The following is an 18,786-nucleotide window of genomic DNA, read 5'->3' on the forward strand; positions in this document are numbered from 1 at the left end:
TGCCGCGACCGGACCCGGTAGAACCCACCACCGGAATCCACGAACTGCCACTGCTGCACCGCCAGATCATTGCGGGACCACTGATTCACCGGCGCGTTCTCCGCCGTCGACCAGTTGTACAGATCCATCGCCTTACCACTGTTGCGGTTCACGAAGACATACGACGCCGCCGTGTCCACCGTCGCCGCCAACGCCGACGGCAACGCCGACACCACCACCGCCCCCGACACCGTCGTCACCAGCACACTCATGACCACCAACAACCGCCGCCGACCACGCCACCGCGACCGCGGTCGTTCTTCCAGCAAGTCCATGACGTCCTCCGCTCGATGACAAAACAGCATCGAACGTAAGCGCTTCACCACGCTTCCGGGGCGATTGTTACGCCGATGTTGCGGCTTGATGTTTGCGCTCACATCGGTGCGTGTCAAGACGTCGAAATTGATCGCGATGCACCAAGCCGGCGGATCTGCACGCCGTTTTCGGGCACGCCGACATGGCCGTTTCGGACATCGCGCGAAAGTGGTCGCGCAATCAACGGCCTGTGCGGTCTCGGCACACGCTCAGCTACGCGGGTGCCGCTCGTTCATGGCTCATCGGTCGGCGGAACGATGAAATTCTCAGAGATGGCGGTCGTCCGGGTCGCGCAGCAGCGGTCCGTGCGGGCGCATCGTTGGCGGCGATGCGGTGCCCGCCGTGGCTCCCGGCCCTGCTCAAGATGCCGGGAGCCACGGCGGCGAGGTGCGGCTCCCGGCGCTTGCTCAAGGCGCCGGAAGCCACGCCCTCGCGGTGCGTACGTCTATCGGGGCGCAACCACGATCTGGTAGGCGCCGAAGGGATCCTGGTTGGTGATGGGGACGGTGATGCTGCCGCCGCTGACGGTGTACGCCGTCGAGGACACCCTGGTCGCAGCCGACACATTGGTGGTGCGGCCGGAGCCCGGCACGTAGTCGATGGTGACGGTGACCGAGGCGCCGAGGGCGGAGAGCCCGGTGATGCGGACGTTGTTGGTGCCGTTCTGGCCGGCCACCACGGCCCGGACCACGCGGGTCGAGGCGTCGTAGGCGGCGACAGCGTCGTTGTACGTGGTCGGGGTGACCTTGACGATGTTGCCGGTCTGGTCGGCGTACCACTTGTACATCCAGTACGAGGCGGTCGGCCGGTTGTTGTACAGCAGGCCGTTGAGCGTGCCCGCCTCGTACCAGAACGCGCGCTCCGCGTCACGGACGCCTTCGCGCTCGAACTGCGCGATGTAGTGGTTGACGCTGCTGGGCACGTCGATCTCGCCGGTGGTGGCGTACTCGTTGATGGAGATGGGCCGCGGTGAGATGCCCAGCTCCCGCTCCAGCGCGCGGTAGGCCCGCACGTTGCCGGTGACGAGGGAGTAGCCGCTGAGCTCGTGCCAGGAGATCACCTCCGGCACGGTGTTGGACGCCTTGGCCGCGGTGAGGAACGTCCGCATGACGTTGGTGTTGTAGTAGGAGTAGCTGGGACCCATGATCGGCGCGGTGGTGCTCTTGCGCAGCTGCTTGTAGGTTCGCGCCCAGCCGTCGGTCCAGCTGCCCGCCGAGCTCGGCCAGGTCCAGTCCGGCTCGTTCCACGGCTCCCAAGCGTTGATGTTGGTGATGTCGGGGCGCGCCTTGGCGGCCGCGACCATCTTGTCGACGCGGTTGAGCCAGTCGGTCCAGCCGCCCCAGTAGTAGGGGAAGCCGTCGTAGCTGTCAGCCATGTCGACGGTGATCTTCGCGCCCACCGCCATCGCGTTGGGGGCCACGACGAGCGTGTCGCCGATCGGGACGGGGGATCCGTTCGGGCGGTGCTCGGTGCCGGGCGGCGGCTGGCGCAGTTGGTTGATCTTCAGCGGCTGCATGAGCGACACCGACGGGGTGGTGCCGTCCTTGAGGCCGTAGAGGAAGCCGTTGCCGACGCGGGTCACCGGCCGCACGGTGGTGGCGGCGTCGATGACCAGCGTGCTGCCGGTGCCCGAGCCGCTCGTCCACCGCTGGTTGCTCTGGCCGTTGCAGGTCCACAGCAGGATCTTGGTGCCGTTGGCAGTGGCGGCATTGCTGACGTCCAGGCACAGGCCCGACTGGCCGCCCTTGATAGAGCCGTCGGCCTGCAGGGCCCACTTCTGGTTCGCCTGGCCGTTGCACGTCCAGATGATCACCTTGGTGCCGGTGGTCGTGCCGCCGTTGTCGGCGTCGACGCAGCGGGTGCTGTTGAAGGTGCGCAGCTCCCCGGCGGCGGTGAACTCGAACTGCTGGTTGGCCTGGCCGTTGCAGTCCCAGATGTCCAGGTCGGTGCCGTTGACATCGACGTTGCCGGTCACGTCCAGGCAGCGGCCCGAGGCGACGCTGACCAGCGGGGCGCCGGCCGCCGCCGAGGCGGGCTGGACGACCCAGACCGCCGTCACGGCGACGGCGAGGGCGATGCAGGTGGCGAGGAAGAGACGGATTCGTCTTGATCGAGGGAGCGCATGGAGCGGGGTGTTGCGCACGAAGCCTCCTTGGCGGATACGGGGCGTTTGTGGGGTTGGGGCCCACGGACTTGATGATCTTGTGAGCGATAACATGTAGCGGCCCATGTATCGTTCAATGTCTGGACCGTGCCATGTGGCTTGCTGGGCCGTCAAGGGCCTGCCGATGTTCCGTACGGTCATTCGGCAGCACCGGTACTGAGGGTGGAACTCCTGCTCACCCACGGTCGAGCCGCGGCGGCAAGGACGCCTGGACGGCGCTGCGGAACGCGGCAGAACACGGCAGCACCGTGGGGCGCCGAGGTCGGTGGCGCGCCGGACGTCGTGGTCGGTGTCCGGCGCGCCGCCCGGCGAAAGTTACTTGAACAGCGCGTTGACCTCGTCGTTGGACTTGGACAGCGACGAGGGGTCCGCCTTGAAGGCCAGCACCGCGTCCATCGCCGGGCCCATGACGGCGCTGATCTCGCTGGCGTGGTCGGTGATCGGGTAGAGCGAGGTGGTGTGGTCGTGGATCTGCACGGTGAACGCGCTGATGTCGATGCCCTTCGCCGCGAACTTCTGCTCGGCGATGCTCAGCGCGTCCGGGATGGCGGGGAAGACCACGGCCTTGTCACCGACGGTCTTCTGGCAGTCGGCGGAGGCGAGGTACTTGACCCATTTCCACGCCTGGTCCTTGTGCTTGGTGCCGGCGTAGATGGAGTCGGCGAGGCCGTTGTAGATCGTCGCGCGCTTCCCGGACGGGCCCACGGGGGTGGGTGCGGTGCCGACCTTGATGTCCTTGTAGCCGTAGTACGTGTTGATCATCCAGGAGCCGTTGGTCGACAAGGCGTACCTGCCGGCGCCGAACGCGTCGTTGACGCTGGTGCCGGAGCGGGCGATGGCGAGGCTGGGCATGTAGCCCTTGTCGATCAGGCTCCGCCACCAGCCGATGGTCTGCTGGAAGCGGGGGTCGTTGTACTGGAACTTGGTGCCCCACGGGTTCTTGTCGGTGTACTGCCATCCGGTGGACAGCGCGTACATGCTCCACATCTGCTGGCCGACGCCCGCGCCGTTGCCGTCGTCGAGGCCGAGCCCGTACACCTTGACGTTCTTCTTGTCGAAGCCGGGCTCGTCGCCGCGCTTGCCGTTCTTGTCCACGGTGAGGTGGGCGATGGTCTTCTCGTAGGTGCCGCCGTCGGTCGGGTTCCAGGTGAGGGTCTTCATCTGGTCCTCGGTGATGCCGGCGTCGGCGAGCATGCCCTTGTTGTAGAAGATCGCGACGGTGTCGAAGTCCTTCGGCAGGCCGTAGCGCTTGCCGTCGTTGCCCACCCACAGGTCGGCGAGGCCGGGTGCGTAGGCGTCGGTCTTGACGCCGTCGGCCTTGACGAGGTCGTCGATCGGCAGGATCTGCCGCTTGCCGGCGAACTGGGGGTAGTAGTTGAGGTGGTTGGTGAACACGTCCGGGGCGCTGCCGGAGACCAGATTGGTGGTCAGGCTGCTCCAGTAGTCGGCCCAGCCGTACTGGGAGATCTTCACCGTGATGTTGGGGTTCGCGGTGTGGAACGCGTCCGCGCAGGCCTGGTAGGCCGGCAGCTGGTTGGAGTCCCACAGCCAGTAGCTGACTTCGGTCGGCTTGCTGCTGTCGTTGCTGTCGTCACCGCTGCCACAGCCGGTCAGTGCCAGCGGTAACGCGAGTACGGCGGCGACGAGACGCGCCAGTTTTCTCATGTCCGAACTCCCTGTTGGGTAGGGCGTTGCTGCGAAACGGGGGGGGGTGTTGGTGCCAGAGGGTGCGGTGGATCATTTGAGTCCGGAGAACTGGATCGAGTTGACGATCCGGCGTCCGAAAACCAGGAACAGCCCGATCACCGGCAGTGCGGCCAGCAGGGTGGCGGCCATGAGGCCGGCCCAGTCGGGACCGGACTGGGGCGTCTGCGAGCGGAAGATGCCGAGCGCGACGGTCAGCACGCGCACGCTCTCGTCCTGGCCGACCAGGAGCGGCCAGAAGTACTCGTTCCACGCCCCGATGTAGACGAGCAGGGACAGCGTGGCGATCGGCGCGGCGCTCATCGGCAGGATGACCCGCAGGAAGATGCGCACGTGGCCGGCGCCGTCGAGGATCGCCGCCTCCTCGACCTCGCGGCTGATGCCGAGGAAGAACTGGCGCAGGAAGAACACCGCGAACGGCGTCATGAGCAGCGACGGCAGCACAATTCCGGCGTACGTGTTGAGCAGGCCGAGCTCCTTGACGGTGACGAAGTTGGGCAGTGCGGTGAAGACCGGCGGGACCATGAGCGCGGTGAGGAAGAGGAAGAACACCTTCTCCCGGCCGGCCCAGCGCAGCCGGGCGAACGCGTATGCCGCCATCGCGCTGAAGAACACCTGGCACACGGTGATCAGCGTCGAGGTCAGCACGGAGTTGGCCAGGTACCGCCAGAAGGAGATCTTCGCTCCCGAACCGCCCTGCGCGGCGGCCTCCTCCAGCGAGGAGACACCGAGCACCCGCTTGAACGCGCCGAAGGTGAGGTCGGCCGGCAGCAGCGAGGAGGCGTTCGCGGACAGCGCCCGGTTGTCCGACAACGCGATGCGCAGCATCCAGTAGAACGGAAAGAGGGTGACGAGGATCAGCAGCATCAGGACGGTCCAGGCGACCACCCGCTGCCAGTTCACCCGTTTGCGTCGGGAAGCCGGCATCCGTAAGACGGGCGTGGCGTTCAGCGTCTGCTGGATCGAGACCATGACGTCGCTCCTCAGTCCAGATCCGAGTCGCCGGCGCGCAGCAGTCGCAGCTGCATCAGGGCGACGGTGGCGAGAATGGCGAACAGCGCGACGCAGACAGCCGCGGCGTAGCCGAAGTTGAACTGCTGGAAGGCCTGTTCGTAGATGTAGTAGTAGATGACCCGGGTGGCGTTGATCGGGCCGCCTCTGGTGGTGACGGCAACGGTGTCGAAGATCTGGAACGAACCGATGATCGTCAGCACCAGCACCAGCACCAGCACGGGTCGCAGCAACGGCAGGGTGATCCGCCGGAAGATCTTCGGCTCGGACGCCCCGTCGATCGCGGCCGCCTCGTACATCGTCGGCGGGATCGCCTGCAGCCCGGCGAAGATCAGCAGGGCGGTGTAGCCCATGTGCCGCCAGACGTTGACCAGCGCGATGGTCGGGATCGCCGTGGACGTCTCCCCGAAGAAGGCGACGGCGTCGACGCCGAGCCACTCCAGCGCCTGGTTCACGATGCCGAGCTGGGCGTCGAGCATCGTATACCACACCATTGCCACGACCACGTTCGCCACCAGGTACGGCAGCAGCAACACCCCCCGGATCAGCGTCGAGCGGGTGAGCCGGTGCATGAGCACCGCCATGCCCAGCGACACGACCGTCTGCACCCCGATGTTGATGACCACATACTCCACGGTCACCTTCAGCGCGTTCCAGAACTGCGCGTCCTGCGCCAGCCGCCGGTAGTTGTCGACGCCGACCCATTCCGGTGGGGCGAGCAGGCTGTAGTCGGTGAAGCTGAGATAGAACGTGCGCAGCGTCGGCCAGAGATAGAACACGAGGAAACCGATGGTGGCCGGGGCGAGGAACAGTACGGCCACGCGCAGGTCCCCGCCGCGGCGCCGGCGCCGCGACCGCGGGCCCTTTGTGTTGGCAGTTATGGATGTCATGCCGTCACACCTTCGTGAAGTGCAGCAGGAGCAGTTGTTCAGGATGCATGGGCGGTGCGGACAGCCCGACCTCGGCGAGGAGCTGGCCGCTGAGCACCAGGTCGGCGCTCAGCCAGGGCGCCGGGGACAGTGCGACAGTGCCGGGGTCGTCACCAGGCGGCAGGGGACGCACCCGGTACCGCGCGGCCGGATCGAGCCCAGGTATACGGACATGACCGAGCTGGCTGGTGGCCGCCGTGGTCATCGCCACCATGGCGAACAACGCCTGCGCGGCGTCGGCGGACACGACGCCGTGCACCCACAGGGCCGGATCGGGATGGTCGACGCGGACGGTCCGCCCGCTGTGCAGCCAGCCGCGGAACTGCTGGTACAGCTGGACCCAGCGCCGCAGTTCGGCCAGCTCGGCCGGCGTGGCCGCGGTCAGGTCCCATTCGATGCCGAAGTGACCGAACAGCGCCGTGCCGGCGCGGAACGCCAGGCTCTGCGTCCGCCCGGTGGTGTGCGAGCGCGCCGATCCGACGTGCGAGCCGATGAGCTCCGGCGGCAGCAGCAACGTCGTCCAGCGCTGGATCGCCTGCCGCTCCAGCCCGTCAATGCAGTCGCTGGCCCAGACCCGGTCGGTGCGCTCCAGCACGCCGAGATCGACCCGTGCACCGCCGGATGAACACGACTCGATCTCCAGGCCGGGATGGCGGGCGCGCAGCTCGTCCAAGAGCCGGTAGACGGCGAGCGTCTGCCCGTGCACACGGGCATCGATGAGGTCCCGGTTGTGATCCCACTTCAGAAACGCGATCCGGTACTCCCCGACGAGGGCGTCCAGCCGTTCCAGCACGTACTCGTAGGCGGCCGGGTGGCACAGGTCCAACGCCTGCTGATACCGGATGGTGGGCGGCAGCCGATGCTCACCGGCCGCGATGATCCAGTCGGGGTGGGCCCGGGCCAGGTCCGAGTCAGGGCTGACCATCTCCGGCTCCACCCACAGCCCGAACTGCATGCCGTGGGACCGCACCAGGTCGACCAGCGGGTGCAGGCCCTGCGGCCACCGGGTCTCGTCGACGAACCAGTCGCCCAGACCGGCCCGGTCGTCGAGCCGGCCCCGGAACCAGCCGTCGTCCAGGACGAACCGCTCGACCCCGACCTCCGCGGCGAGTTGCACCTGTGCCGTCAACCGGTCGAGGTTGTGGTCGAAGTAGACGGCCTCCCAGGTGTTGGCCACCACCGGGCGGGGGCCCCGGACATGCTGCGGCCGGGCCCGCACGTAGTCATGGAACCGGGCCGTCAGTGCGTCCAGGCCGTCCCCGTGCGCCGCGTAGACCCAGGGGCTCTCGTAGGTCGCGCCGGGAGCGAGCCGGAGCTCCCCGCTGTGCAGCAGCTCGCCGCCGCCGATCACCGACTCGCCGGTCGGCAGGCGCTCGGCGTAGGTGCGGTGGTTGCCGCTCCACCCGACGTGCACGCCCCACACCTGCCCGGTGCGGAACCCGAACCCGGGCTCGCCCGCGACAAGCACGAACGCCGCGTCCGAGCCGGTCCGGCCCCGGCGGCCGTCGCGAAGATGCGTGCCGGCCGAGAACGGCCGACGCTGCGGGGACCGCTCCCTCCCCCACCGTCCGGTGAGGTCCAGCAGTTCCGTCGCGGCGTTCGGCACGGGCAGCGCGATCACCAGGCCGTCGAGGGTGTACCGCTGCTCGGCGTCGGTGTTGCGCAGCACGGCCCGCACCCGCAGCACGCCGCTGGCGGTGAGCTCGATGCGGATCTCGAGGCTCAGGTGACAGGCCGCGTCGGTGGACCGCACCACGACCTCGCCCCCGGCCCCGGCCCCGGCCCCGGCCCCGGCGTAGCAGCTGACCTGATGGGTGTCGAACCGAGGCGACCACTGGCGGCCGTCGCGGTGGCCCCGCAGTCCCGGCAGTCCGAACCACCCGGTGGCCTGCTCCGGCAGGATCGCCACCTGCGCCGGGACGTCGAGGGAGTTTGGGACCGTCGCGGGCACCAGCAACAGCGCCAGCTCCTCGAGGTCGGACGCCGATACGCGGGTCAGCGCCCGCCCCCAGTGCAGGATCCTGGGCAACCGACGGCCTCGGCAGTCCAGCGCCAGACCGACCCCGGCCGCCTCCAGATACACCAGCCCGTCGGCCTCGTCCGCACGGGCGTCGGGCCGAGGTCCGGGCGCTTCGAACTCCGCGTCGTCCGCGCCGGGAAGGGTGGTTGCCGTCGACATCTGGAGGTGGCTCCTCTGCGTGTTCATGCGGTGCGCATTGCGGACATAAAGCCAGCATCTCGCTACCCGGAGTAACATGTATCGTTCAATGTGAACGACGTCATTGAACGTTCCATGTTGGATTCGACACGTCAAGACCCACGTTCGTATCGGCGTGGTAACAAAGGCAGGGGACCGGAGCGGGGTGCCCACCGTGCGGTCATCGGTGCTCGACGGACGGTGTTAGCATCCGGTGGGCTCCTCGCCCGGAACAACGTAGGGAATCCATTGATCACGCCTCCGCTCACGCCACCGGGCACACTTCGGTGCTCGCCACCTGAGCAGCGCAGCGCATGTCCGAGCTAGCCCGGCGCGGCCGCCCGCCGTCCGACGGCGGGCCGGGCAAACCCCGCCGCCGGCCGAACATCGACGACGTCGCCCGGCTCGCCGGCGTTTCCCGCCAGACCGTCTCCAACGTCCTCAACGGTCGCAGCGCCTACTTCTCGGCCGACACCCTCGCCAAAGTCACCGCGGCCATGGACGAGTTGGCGTACCAGCCCAACCGCGCCGCGCAGACGCTGCGGTCCCAGCGCAGCATGCAGATCGGCTACCACATGTCCGGTGAGGAGCTCGAGATCGTCAAGGGCTTCACGCTGAGCTTCCTGCAAGCGCTGATCAAGGCAGCCGCACAGCAGGGCTACCAGATCGTGGTCTTCACCCACAACGGCGACGACCCACGGCCGGTCTTCCGCGAACTGATCGCCCGGCGCAACGTCGACGCCGTCATCGTCTCCGAGTCACGGGTGGACGACCCCCGGGTCAGGCTGCTCGCCGAGACCGGACTGCCGTTCGCGTCCTTCGGCCGCCTCGCCCCCGAGCTGCCCCAGCAGTGGGTCGACATCGACAACGCGGCCGGCATGATCAGCCTCGTCGACTACCTGGTGGCCACCGGCTACCGGCGCTACGCCTACATCGGCGCCGAAGGCAGCGACTACTGGAAACTCGAACGGTTGCAGGGCTTCCGCGACGGACTCGCACGACACTCGATGGCCCTCGACGACGACGACGTGTTCCACGGCTCCGACGTCGAGATCCGCGAGTGGATACGTCACCTGCTCACCGCACGCTCGCGCCCCGACGCGATCGTGACCAGCAGCGACTCCGTCGCCGCCGTCGCCGTCAACGTCTGCCACGCCCTCGGCCTGCAGGTCGGCCGCGACATCGCCATCACCGGATTCGACGGCGGGGCGATGGGGCTGCTGACCGAGCCCACCGTGACCAGTGTCCGCATCCCGGTTGAACGCATCGCCGGCGAACTCATCGCCCGCTGCCAGCAGGAGATCGAGAACGGCCCGACCGGGCGGCCCGGCCTCCTCGTCCCCACCGAGATTGTGCGCGGCGGCAGCGCTTAACGCGCCAACGCACTGACGTACCGGCGCGCACCGGCTCAGGTACGGACGGCCGAGAGAGGTCCGGCTGGGCGACCGTAACTTACATAACCGGTTCACCTCATGTGTCGAAGCGATGTGCGCAGGTCACGACCTGCCGTTCCCGCGGCATACGGAAACAGGGATCTGCCGGCGAGTGACAAATATTGACTTCCGTAAGTGACGAAAACACGATGGCGCAGCCGCCCCCACCGATCACCCGATCGAAGAGGAGAACTGATGCAACATCGTCACGCAGCGCTCGCCGCCGCGGCCGCCGGGGCGCTCGCACTGGGCGGTCTGGTCGCCGTCACGGTCCCCGCGTCGGCTGCCACCACCGGCTGCGCCGTCACCTACACCGTCCAGAGCCAGTGGTCCGGCGGGTTCACCGCCAACGTGACCATCACCAACCTCGGCACCCGGATCACCGGGTGGTCCCTGACCTACGACTTCCCGGACCCGAACCAGAAGGTCACCAACGGCTGGAGCGCCACCTGGTCGCAATCAGGTGCCCACGTGTCCGCCACCAATCTCGACTGGAACGGCACCCTGAACACCGGCGCATCCACCTCCATCGGCTTCAACGGAGTGTGGAACGGCGCCAACCCGCGGCCCCTCTCGTTCGCGCTCAACGGCACCACGTGCACCGGCACGGTGACCAGCCCGTCAGCCGGTCCCACCAGCGCCGGCCCCTCTCAGAGCACCAGCACGTCCCCGCAGCCCGGCGGTGCGGCACCACAGCTGCGGGTGTCCGGCAACACGATCGTCACGTCGAGCGGCCGGCCGTACCGCCTGCTGGGCGTGAGCCGCTCCAGCGGCGAATACGCCTGCGTGCAGGGCAAGGGACAGTGGGACGGCGGCCCGGTCGACCAGGCCTCCATCGACGCCATGAAGACCTGGAACATCCACGCGGTCCGCATCCCGTTGAACGAGGAATGCTGGCTCGGCCTGAACGGATCGCCGAGCGGCGCGATCTACCAACAGGGCGTCAAGGACTACGTCAACCGGCTGGTCGCCAACGGCATCACCCCGATCGTCGACCTGCACTGGACCCGGGGCGCCTACACCAACGGACCGGACTGGCACTGCAAGGACGCCGCCGCCACCTGCCAGAAGCCGATGCCTGACGCGCAGTACGCCCCCGTGTTCTGGACCGGCGTCGCGAACACCTTCAAGGGCAACAACGCCGTCGTCTTCGATCTGTTCAACGAGCCCTACCCGGAGGTAGCCAGCGACTGGAACAAGACCTTGGGCTGGCAGTGCCTGCGCGACGGCGGCACCTGCACCGGCCTGCCCTACGAGACCGCCGGCATGCAGGACCTGGTCGACGCGGTCCGCGCCACCGGCGCGACGAACATCCTCATGGTGGGCGGCCTCGAGTGGGCCAACGATATGCGGGAATGGCTCGCCTACAAGCCGGCCGACCCGCTGAACAACATCGCCGCGTCCTGGCACTCGTACAGCTTCAACGCCTGCGCGTCGCAGTCCTGCTGGGACAGCCAGGTCGCGCCGGTCGCGCAGCAGGTGCCGGTCGTCATCGGCGAGTTCGGTCAGGACAACTGCGGCTTCGACTACATGCAGCGCCTGGTGACCTGGGCCGACGCACACGGCCTGTCGTACCTGGCCTGGACGTGGAGCCCGTGGGGCTGCAGCACCGGCGCCGTGCTCATCAAGGACTGGGCCGGCACGCCGGAGCCCGGTGTCGGCGAGGGCCTGAAGGCCCACCTGCTCACGCAGAACCCCTGACAGGGCGCCGTTCCGGCCGGAGTTCCGACAGGGCGCCCGGCCGGAACGGCGAGCCACGGCGTCCGTGCCGCGGTGGTCCTACGTGGACCGGCCGAGGGTGCTCTGGCGGGCGATGAGCCGGTGCCCGGCGCGCAGCTCGATGCCGGGGACCGGCTCGGTGCTGGTGATCCGGATGACCAGGCGCTCGACGGCGAGCTGGGCGATAGCCCTCTTGTCCGGGGAGACGGTGCTGATCGTGGGGTTGCTGTAGCGACCGTCCTCGATGTCGTCGTAGCCGATCACCGCGACGTCCTGCGGCACGCGCAGCCCTCGGCCGAGCAGGGTGTGGATCGCGCCGGAGGCGACCAGGTCGCTGTAGCAGAACACGGCGTCGGGCGGGTCGGCCCGATCGAGCAGGGCGGCCATCGCGGTGGCGCCGTCGACGCGGTTGAAGCGGGCGGTGCCGATGATCAGGGACTCGTCGACCGGCAACCCCGCCGCTGCGTGGGCGGCGCGGAAGCCCTTGGTCCGCAGTTGGGCGGCCTCGCCGGTCGGGTAGGGCTGGTCGCCGATCGCGGCGATGCGGCGCCGGCCGAGGTCGATGAGGTGCCGGACGGCCTCGGTCGACGCGGCCACGTCGTCGATGCCGACGTGGTCGAAGGTGCCGTCGGAGACGCGCTCGCCGAGGATGACCAGCGGCAGGGCGGGGTCGCGGATGGCGAGGTCCTCCTGCGACAGGCCGAGCGGGCTCAGGATCATGCCGTCGAACAGGAACCGTCGTGAGCCGCGGCCGATCAGCTCGCCCTCGTGCTCGCGGTCGCCGTCGGTCTGGTCCACGAGGACGTTGTACCCGAGCTTGCGGGCCGCCGGGATGATGCCCTGGAGCAGTTCGGCGAAATACGGGGTGTCGAGATAGGGCACGACGACCACGATCTGCCCCGAGCGCCCGGTGGCCAGGTTGCGGGCCAGGACATTGGGGCGGTATCCGAGCTCGGCGATGGCCCGCTCGACCTTCCCCCGGGTGGCCTCGGTGACCCGGGCGTAGCCGTTGACCACGTTCGACACGGTGCGCGGCGAGACACCGGCAAGGTCGGCGACGTCACGCAGCGTAGTTTCCCGCATGGATGCCTCCCAACATGACCACCAGCGTAACGGATCGCATTTCCTGGATTTTGCTCTTGCCAGCGCGGGACGAGGCGAGGCATAGTCCTTTGCAGCGCTGCAATTGGACGTACACCCCACATCCGTCATAGACAGCGCGTGCCGCCGCGCGCGACACCGACCGTGCCGACATCACGGGCGGTGATTGCCCACGCCCAAGGTCGACCGCGGCGCGCGCTGACCCAGGAGGCCAGAGATGCGCTCCAGCAGAACTTTTTCGATCATGGCCGCCGGCCTGACCGTCGTCGCACTCGGCGTGTCCGGCTGCGGTGGCGACACGACCGAGTCGAAGCCGACCAACTGCACCAACACGATCGTGCACGAGGACGCCACCCGCGTGCTGGTCTGGGCCTGGTACCCGAACATGGCCAAGGTGGTCGACAACTTCAACAACGGGCACACCGACATCCAGGTGTGCTGGACCAACGCCGGGCAGGGCCAGCCCGAGTACGCGAAGTTCCAGACCGCGGTGTCGGCCAAGAAGGGCGCCCCTGACGTCATCATGCTCGAGGCCGACCAGCTGGTCGGGTTCGAGATCCAGGGCGCGCTGACCGACCTCGCGCCGCTCGGCGCCAACGACGTCAAGCCCAACTTCAGCGCCGGGGCCTGGAAGGACGTATCGCAGGGCGACGCGGTCTACGCGATCCCGGTCGACGGCGGCCCGATGGCGCTCATCTACCGCACCGACGTGTTCGAGAAGTACGGCATCACCGCACCGCCGAAGACCTGGGCGGAGTACGCAGAGGCGGCCGCGAAGGTGAAGGCTGCGGGCGGCCCGGCGTTCGGCGACTTCGGCAGCAACGTGCCCGCCGTCACCACCGCGTTGATGATCCAGAAGGGCGCCCAGCCCTTCGTCTACGACCTCGCCGACAAGCAGAACATCACCATCAAGCTCGACGACCAGGCCACCAAGGACGTACTGACGTTCTGGGGCGACCTGGCGGCCAAAGGCCTGGTCGGCAAGGAGGACCAGTTCACCACCGACTACATCTCCGGCATGGTCGGCGGCAAGTACGCCACCTACGTCTCGGCGGCGTGGGCGCCCGGCTACCTCAGCGGCGCCGGCGTCGGCAACGGCAACGAGAAGGGCAAGTTCGCGGTGGCCCCACTACCGCAGTGGGACACCGCCAACCCGCTGTCGGTCAACTGGGGCGGCTCCGCCTTCGCGGTCACCAGCCAGGCCGCCGACAAGAAGGCCGCGGCGACGGTCGCCATGGGTCTGTACGCCGACGCCGCGTCGCTGGCAGACGGCTGGAAGACACAGACCATCTTCCCGCTCAACCAGAGCGTGCTGAAGTCCGACGAGTTCGTCAACGCGAAGGTCGAGTTCTTCAACGGCCAGACGGCGAACAAGGACATCTACATCCCAGCTGAGAACGCCTACAAGGGCGCGGTCTACAGTCCCTTCACCGTCTACTACTACGCGCAGCTGCAGGCCCAGATCGTCAAGCTCAACGCGGGCCAGACGACCGGCGCCCAGGCGGCCACGGACCTGCACAACCAGCTGGTGCAGTACGCGAAGAGCCAGGGCTTCACGGTCCGCTGATGAGGCGCACAGCAATCGGCTGGCTGTTCGTGCTGCCGTTCCTCGCGGTGTTCGGTGTGTTCCTGGTCGCGCCGCTGCTGTATGCCGGTTACCTGAGCCTCTACACCAAGGGCCTGGCGACCGGCACCAGCTTCGCCGGCATCGACAACTACACCCGCGCGTTCGACGACCCGTCGTTTCGCAAAGGGCTCTGGTTCGTGGTCCGCTTCAGCCTCGTGGTCATCCCCCTGCAGATGATCGTGGCGCTGGTCGCCGCGCTCGTGCTCGACGAGGTCACCGGTCGACTGGCCCGTTTCTCGAGGCTGATGATCTTCCTGCCGTACGCGATCCCGGCCGTGCTCGGCGCGCTCATGTGGGGCTTCCTGTACAGCCCGAGCTTCGGTCCGGTCGAGCAGGTCACGGCGCTGTTCGACGTGCGGGCGCCGTTCCTGCTCAGCCAGGGCAACGTCTTCTACGGCCTGCTCAACGTGGTCACATGGCAGTGGTCCGGCTACTACATGATCATCATCTATGCGGCCCTGCGCAGCATCGATCCGGCGGTCTACGAGGCCGCCCGGATCGACGGGGCCGGCGGGCGTCAGATCGCGCTGCGCATCAAGGTCCCGATGGTGTCCCCGACGCTCGTGCTGATCCTGGTCTTCTCCCTGATCGGCACCCTGCAGTTCTTCGCCGAGCCGCAGATCCTGCGACCGATCGCCAACGGCTCGGTGACCCCGGACTTCACGCCGAACATCTACGCCTACGAGCTGGCATTCAGCTACGCGCAGTTCAACTATGCCTCGGCGATCTCGTTCGCGCTCGGCTTCGTGGTGTTCGTGGCCGTCGCCGTCTTCCTCATCGCCACCCGCAAACGAGGGAGCGTCTTCACATGAGCGACACGCGGCGCCGCCCCCGTCACGTCGGGGCGAAGCTCCTGCTGCTGATCCTGGTCTGCTACTTCCTCGTGCCGGTCTGGTGGCTGGTCGTCGCCAGCACCAAGAACGCCGAAGGCCTCTTCGCCGGCGACGGCGCGCTGTGGTTCTCGGGCTTCCACCTCGCCGACAACCTCCGGCACCTCATCACCATCAACAACGGCGAGTACCTGCGCTGGCTCGGCAACTCCCTGCTGTACGCCTCGGCCGGCGGCATCGGCTGCACGATCGTCTCGGTGCTGGCCGGCTACGGCTTCGCGAAGTTCGACTTCCGCGGCCGCAACATCGTCTTCGCCATGGTGCTCGGCTCGGTCATGGTGCCGCTCACCGCGCTGGTCATCCCGACCTTCGTGATGATGTCCAACGCCGGGCTCACCGACACGATCTGGGCGGTCATCCTGCCCTCACTGCTCAGCCCGTTCGCGGTGTACCTCATGCGGGTCTACGCCGCCGCGTCAGTCCCCGACGAACTGCTCGACGCCGCCCGCATCGACGGCGCCGGGGAACTGCGCACCTTCGTGCGGGTCGCGCTCCCGCTCATGCGCCCCGGCGTGGTCACCGTCCTGCTGCTGTCCGTCGTGTCCACCTGGAACAACTACTTCCTGCCCCTGACCATGCTGTCCAGCTCCAAGCTCTACCCGCTCACCGTCGGCCTCGGCCTGTGGACCCAGCTCGCCAGCTCCAACAACGGCGGCGGCGAGTCGCTGTGGAACCTCATCATCACCGGCTCGCTCGTCTCGATCGTCCCGCTGGTCATCGCCTTCCTGACCCTGCAGAAGTACTGGCAGAGCGGGCTCGCGGCGGGCAGCGTCAAGTAGGCCGCGCACAACCATGGGAGATCCGTGCTCACCGCTTCGCTGCTCCTCGACCCCGCATTCACCGTCGCGCCGGTCTCCCGCCGGACGTTCGGATCGTTCGTCGAACACATGGGCCGATGCGTCTACACCGGCATCTACGAGCCGGCGCATCCCACGGCCGACGCGGACGGCTTCCGCACCGACGTGCTCGCGCTGACCCGCGAGCTCGGCGTCTCGCTCGTGCGCTACCCCGGCGGCAACTTCGTCTCCGGGTACCGCTGGGAGGACGGCATCGGCCCGGCCGCCGACCGGCCCGTCCGCCGCGACCTCGCCTGGCGCAGCCTGGAGACCAACGAGGTCGGCATCGAGGAGTTCATGCGCTGGGCCGGCAAGGCGGGGGTCGAGGTGATGTACGCGCTGAACCTCGGCACCCGAGGCGTGCAGGAAGCGCTCGACGTCCACGAGTACCTCAACCACCCCGACCGCACCCGCCTGGCCGAACTGCGCCGCTCCAACGGTGCCGATCAGCCCTACGGCGTGAAAATGTTCTGCCTCGGCAACGAGCTCGACGGCCCGTGGCAGACCGGCCACAAGACCGCGCGGGAGTACGGCCGGCTCGCCGCCGAGACCGCCCGGGCGCTGCGGTCCGCCGAACCCGGACTGGAGCTCGTCGCGTGCGGCAGTTCCAGTTCATCGATGCCGACCTTCGCCGCCTGGGAGGCCGCGGTCCTCGAGCTCGCCTACGACGTGGTCGACTACATCTCCGCGCACGCCTACTACGAACCAATCGACGGAGACATCGGCAGTTTCCTCGCCTCAGCCGTCGACATGGACCACTTCGTGCGCAGCGTCGCCGCGACAGCCGACAGTGTCGGCGCGCGCCTCAAGAGCAAACGCCGCCTGATGATCTCGTTCGACGAGTGGAATGTCTGGTACCTGCGCGCCTTCGAGGCGAGCCGCGACGCCGACGCCACGGACTGGCCGGTGGCGCCGCGCGTCATCGAGGACTGCTACACGCTCACCGACGCCGTCGTGGTCGGCAACCTGCTCATCTCGCTGCTGCGCAACAGCGACCGCGTCACGGCCGCCTGCCAGGCCCAGCTCGTCAACGTCATCGCCCCGATCCGCACCGAGCCCGGCGGCCCGGCCTGGCGCCAGACCATCTTCCACCCGTTCGCCCTGACATCCCGCCTGGCTCAGGGCGAGGTCCTCCGCGTCGAGGTGCGCGGCCCGCAGTACGACACCCAACGTTTCGGCGCCGTTCCCGTCCTCGACGCGGTCGCCACCCACAACCCCGGCACCGGCGACGTCGCCGTCTTCGTGGTGAACCGCCACCAGACGGAAAGCCTCAACCTGTCGGTCGCGCTCGGCGGCTTCGGCGCTCCACTGCGCGTCGCCGAGGCCTGGACCCTCGCCGACGACGACCCCACAGCCGCCAACACCGCCGAACACCCGGACCGCGTCGTGCCGAAGCCAACTCCGGACGCCGAGGTGACCGCCGGACTCCTCAAGGTCACCCTCCCGCCCGTGTCCTGGACGGCGATCCGGCTGACCCACTGAACCCACCTGTACATCGGCCAAGGCCGGGACGTGCGGACCAGCCGGGGCTGCGGCGTGAGAGGCGCCGCAGCCCCGGTACTCCTCCTACTGCAGGTAGGCGGCAAGGGGGATCTGCTGGTCACGGAGTGCTTTGGCGATGACGCCGGCGATCTGCGTAGCGCCGGCCGTCTCGAAGTGGGTGTGGTCGTTGCAGAAGAACGCGCCGGCCGGGCCGGCGCCGTAGTCGCCGTTGAACGGGCACAGGCGCAGGCTGTTGTAGAGCGTGTAGCTCAGCCGGTGCAGATCGATGACGGGGACGGCGCCGGCGCTGCCGGCGGCGTTCGTCTCGGTGATGAAGCCGCGGTTGCCGACGGCCGTGCTGCCGGAGCAGGTGAGCGCGGCGGCGGGGGTGAGGAAGACGGGATGGGCGCCGCGTGCCTTCGCCGCGTCGGCCATCATGCTCAGCAGTTGCTGGTACCGCGCGGACCCGACGTGGCGGGGGCAGGTGCTGGAACCGTCGTTGATCCCGAACTGGATGAGCAGGTAGTCGCCGCGCTGCAGGCCGGTAGCCGGGTCGAGCATGGCCTGCCAGCGGGTGGAGTAGGTGGCCGGGTTGATGACGCACTCGCCCGCCGGGCCGGTCGCGCTGGTGACGTTGGGGTCGTACAGCCACGTCTGGATGCTGCGCCCGCCCACGGCGCTGTTGCGCACCGTCACGTTGCCGGTGAAGTACTGGGCAAACTGGTTGCCCCAGCCGACGGGGCAGACGGCGCCGCCGGACGGGTCGGCGACCGTGGAGTCGCCGGCCAGCCACACCGTGACCCTTGCCTGCGGCGACGGCGAGCTCGACGACGGCGGTGGGGCGCACGGTGTGGGGCTCGGTGCCGGGCCGGCGGTCAGCTCGAGGTAGTCGACGTTGGGTAGGCCGTCGGCGGTGGTCGGGCTGAGCCGGACGGTGTTGCTGCCGGCGTTGAGCGTCGCGGTGAGCGTGGTCGTGGACCAGGTGGTCCACGCGCCGGTCCCGGCGAACGCCGCGGTGCCGACGCGGGCGCCGTTGACCAGCACGTCCGCCGGGCGCCCGGCGGTGGCGCCGTTGGCGAACCGTACACCCAGCGTCGCCACCCCGGCCGAGGCCGCCGTCACCGTGAACTGCACGTACGCACCCACGGCGTTGGAACCGTTGCAGAACCCGCTGCCGGAATACCCCGCGTGGTTGCTGTCGATCGTGCCGGTGCACACCGCCGGCGCCGCCTCCGCCTCGAACCGGGTGGCCGCCGCCGTGGCGGCGTTGCCGGTCAGGGCGGTGACGGTCGCGGCGATGACCGTGCCGGCGACGAGGAAGGACCTCAGTCGCATGGTG

General features: G+C 68.5%; 14 protein-coding genes. 6 read left to right on the top strand and 8 right to left on the bottom strand.

Annotated features, from left to right (window positions below; translation table 11 throughout):
- The 6 genes from AB0I21_RS50045 to AB0I21_RS50070 form a co-directional block, all read right to left on the bottom strand.
- On the bottom strand, positions 1-314 hold a 314-nt coding region (locus AB0I21_RS50045; RefSeq protein WP_360571957.1), incomplete at its 3' end, for an RICIN domain-containing protein.
- A gap of 485 nt (positions 315-799) precedes the next feature.
- A complete protein-coding gene (locus tag AB0I21_RS50050) occupies positions 800-2,497 on the bottom strand; it encodes a lectin (RefSeq protein WP_360571959.1) in 1,698 nt (565 codons plus the stop codon).
- Positions 2,498-2,833: 336 nt separating this feature from the next.
- Positions 2,834-4,183, bottom strand: a complete 1,350-nt coding sequence (locus tag AB0I21_RS50055) for a sugar ABC transporter substrate-binding protein (protein WP_360571961.1) — start codon at positions 4,181-4,183, stop codon at positions 2,834-2,836.
- A 72-nt stretch (positions 4,184-4,255) separates the two neighbouring features.
- Complete coding sequence (locus AB0I21_RS50060; protein WP_360571963.1) at positions 4,256-5,194, bottom strand: carbohydrate ABC transporter permease; 939 nt, start codon at positions 5,192-5,194, stop codon at positions 4,256-4,258.
- 11 nt (positions 5,195-5,205) lie between these two features.
- The gene (locus tag AB0I21_RS50065; RefSeq protein ID WP_360571965.1) at positions 5,206-6,123 is read right to left on the bottom strand and encodes a sugar ABC transporter permease; all 918 of its coding nucleotides are present in this window, start codon (positions 6,121-6,123) and stop codon (positions 5,206-5,208) included.
- A gap of 4 nt (positions 6,124-6,127) precedes the next feature.
- Entirely contained in the window at positions 6,128-8,341 is a 2,214-nt protein-coding gene (locus tag AB0I21_RS50070; RefSeq protein WP_360571967.1) for an alpha-galactosidase, read from the bottom strand.
- A gap of 332 nt (positions 8,342-8,673) precedes the next feature.
- On the opposite strand from AB0I21_RS50070, the gene AB0I21_RS50075 reads away from it, so the two are divergent.
- Together AB0I21_RS50075 and AB0I21_RS50080 are read left to right on the top strand one after the other, a co-directional pair.
- Positions 8,674-9,732, top strand: coding sequence for a LacI family DNA-binding transcriptional regulator (locus AB0I21_RS50075; protein ID WP_360571969.1), 1,059 nt, complete (start codon positions 8,674-8,676; stop codon positions 9,730-9,732).
- Positions 9,733-9,987: 255 nt separating this feature from the next.
- Positions 9,988-11,493 (top strand): cellulase family glycosylhydrolase, encoded by a 1,506-nt coding sequence (locus AB0I21_RS50080; RefSeq protein ID WP_360571971.1) that lies wholly within the window; start codon positions 9,988-9,990, stop codon positions 11,491-11,493.
- A gap of 78 nt (positions 11,494-11,571) precedes the next feature.
- Here AB0I21_RS50080 and AB0I21_RS50085 read toward each other — a convergent pair whose 3' ends face one another.
- A complete protein-coding gene (locus tag AB0I21_RS50085; protein ID WP_360571972.1) occupies positions 11,572-12,594 on the bottom strand; it encodes a LacI family DNA-binding transcriptional regulator in 1,023 nt (340 codons plus the stop codon).
- A 235-nt stretch (positions 12,595-12,829) separates the two neighbouring features.
- Here AB0I21_RS50085 and AB0I21_RS50090 point away from each other — a divergent pair, with 235 nt between their 5' ends.
- Genes AB0I21_RS50090 through AB0I21_RS50105 form a run of 4 tightly spaced genes read left to right on the top strand, consistent with a single transcriptional unit; the run spans position 12,830 to position 17,447 of the window.
- Positions 12,830-14,179 (top strand): extracellular solute-binding protein, encoded by a 1,350-nt coding sequence (locus AB0I21_RS50090; RefSeq protein WP_360571974.1) that lies wholly within the window; start codon positions 12,830-12,832, stop codon positions 14,177-14,179.
- A complete protein-coding gene (locus AB0I21_RS50095; protein ID WP_360571976.1) occupies positions 14,179-15,051 on the top strand; it encodes a sugar ABC transporter permease in 873 nt (290 codons plus the stop codon). Before AB0I21_RS50090 ends, AB0I21_RS50095 begins: the two co-directional genes overlap by 1 nt.
- Positions 15,048-15,908 (top strand): carbohydrate ABC transporter permease, encoded by an 861-nt coding sequence (locus tag AB0I21_RS50100; RefSeq protein ID WP_360571978.1) that lies wholly within the window; start codon positions 15,048-15,050, stop codon positions 15,906-15,908. The genes AB0I21_RS50095 and AB0I21_RS50100 overlap by 4 nt, the downstream gene beginning before the upstream one ends.
- A 24-nt stretch (positions 15,909-15,932) precedes the next feature.
- Positions 15,933-17,447 (top strand): alpha-N-arabinofuranosidase, encoded by a 1,515-nt coding sequence (locus tag AB0I21_RS50105; RefSeq protein ID WP_360571980.1) that lies wholly within the window; start codon positions 15,933-15,935, stop codon positions 17,445-17,447.
- Between the two features lie 84 nt (positions 17,448-17,531).
- Here AB0I21_RS50105 and AB0I21_RS50110 read toward each other — a convergent pair whose 3' ends face one another.
- Positions 17,532-18,782 carry a carbohydrate-binding protein gene (locus AB0I21_RS50110; protein ID WP_360571982.1) on the bottom strand — a complete coding sequence of 417 codons (1,251 nt, stop codon included), beginning with the start codon at positions 18,780-18,782 and terminating at the stop codon, positions 17,532-17,534.
- Between the last annotated feature and the right edge of the window lie 4 nt (positions 18,783-18,786).

It is taken from the genome of Dactylosporangium sp. NPDC050588, from assembly GCF_040654975.1.
Lineage (GTDB): Bacteria > Actinomycetota > Actinomycetes > Mycobacteriales > Micromonosporaceae > Dactylosporangium > Dactylosporangium maewongense.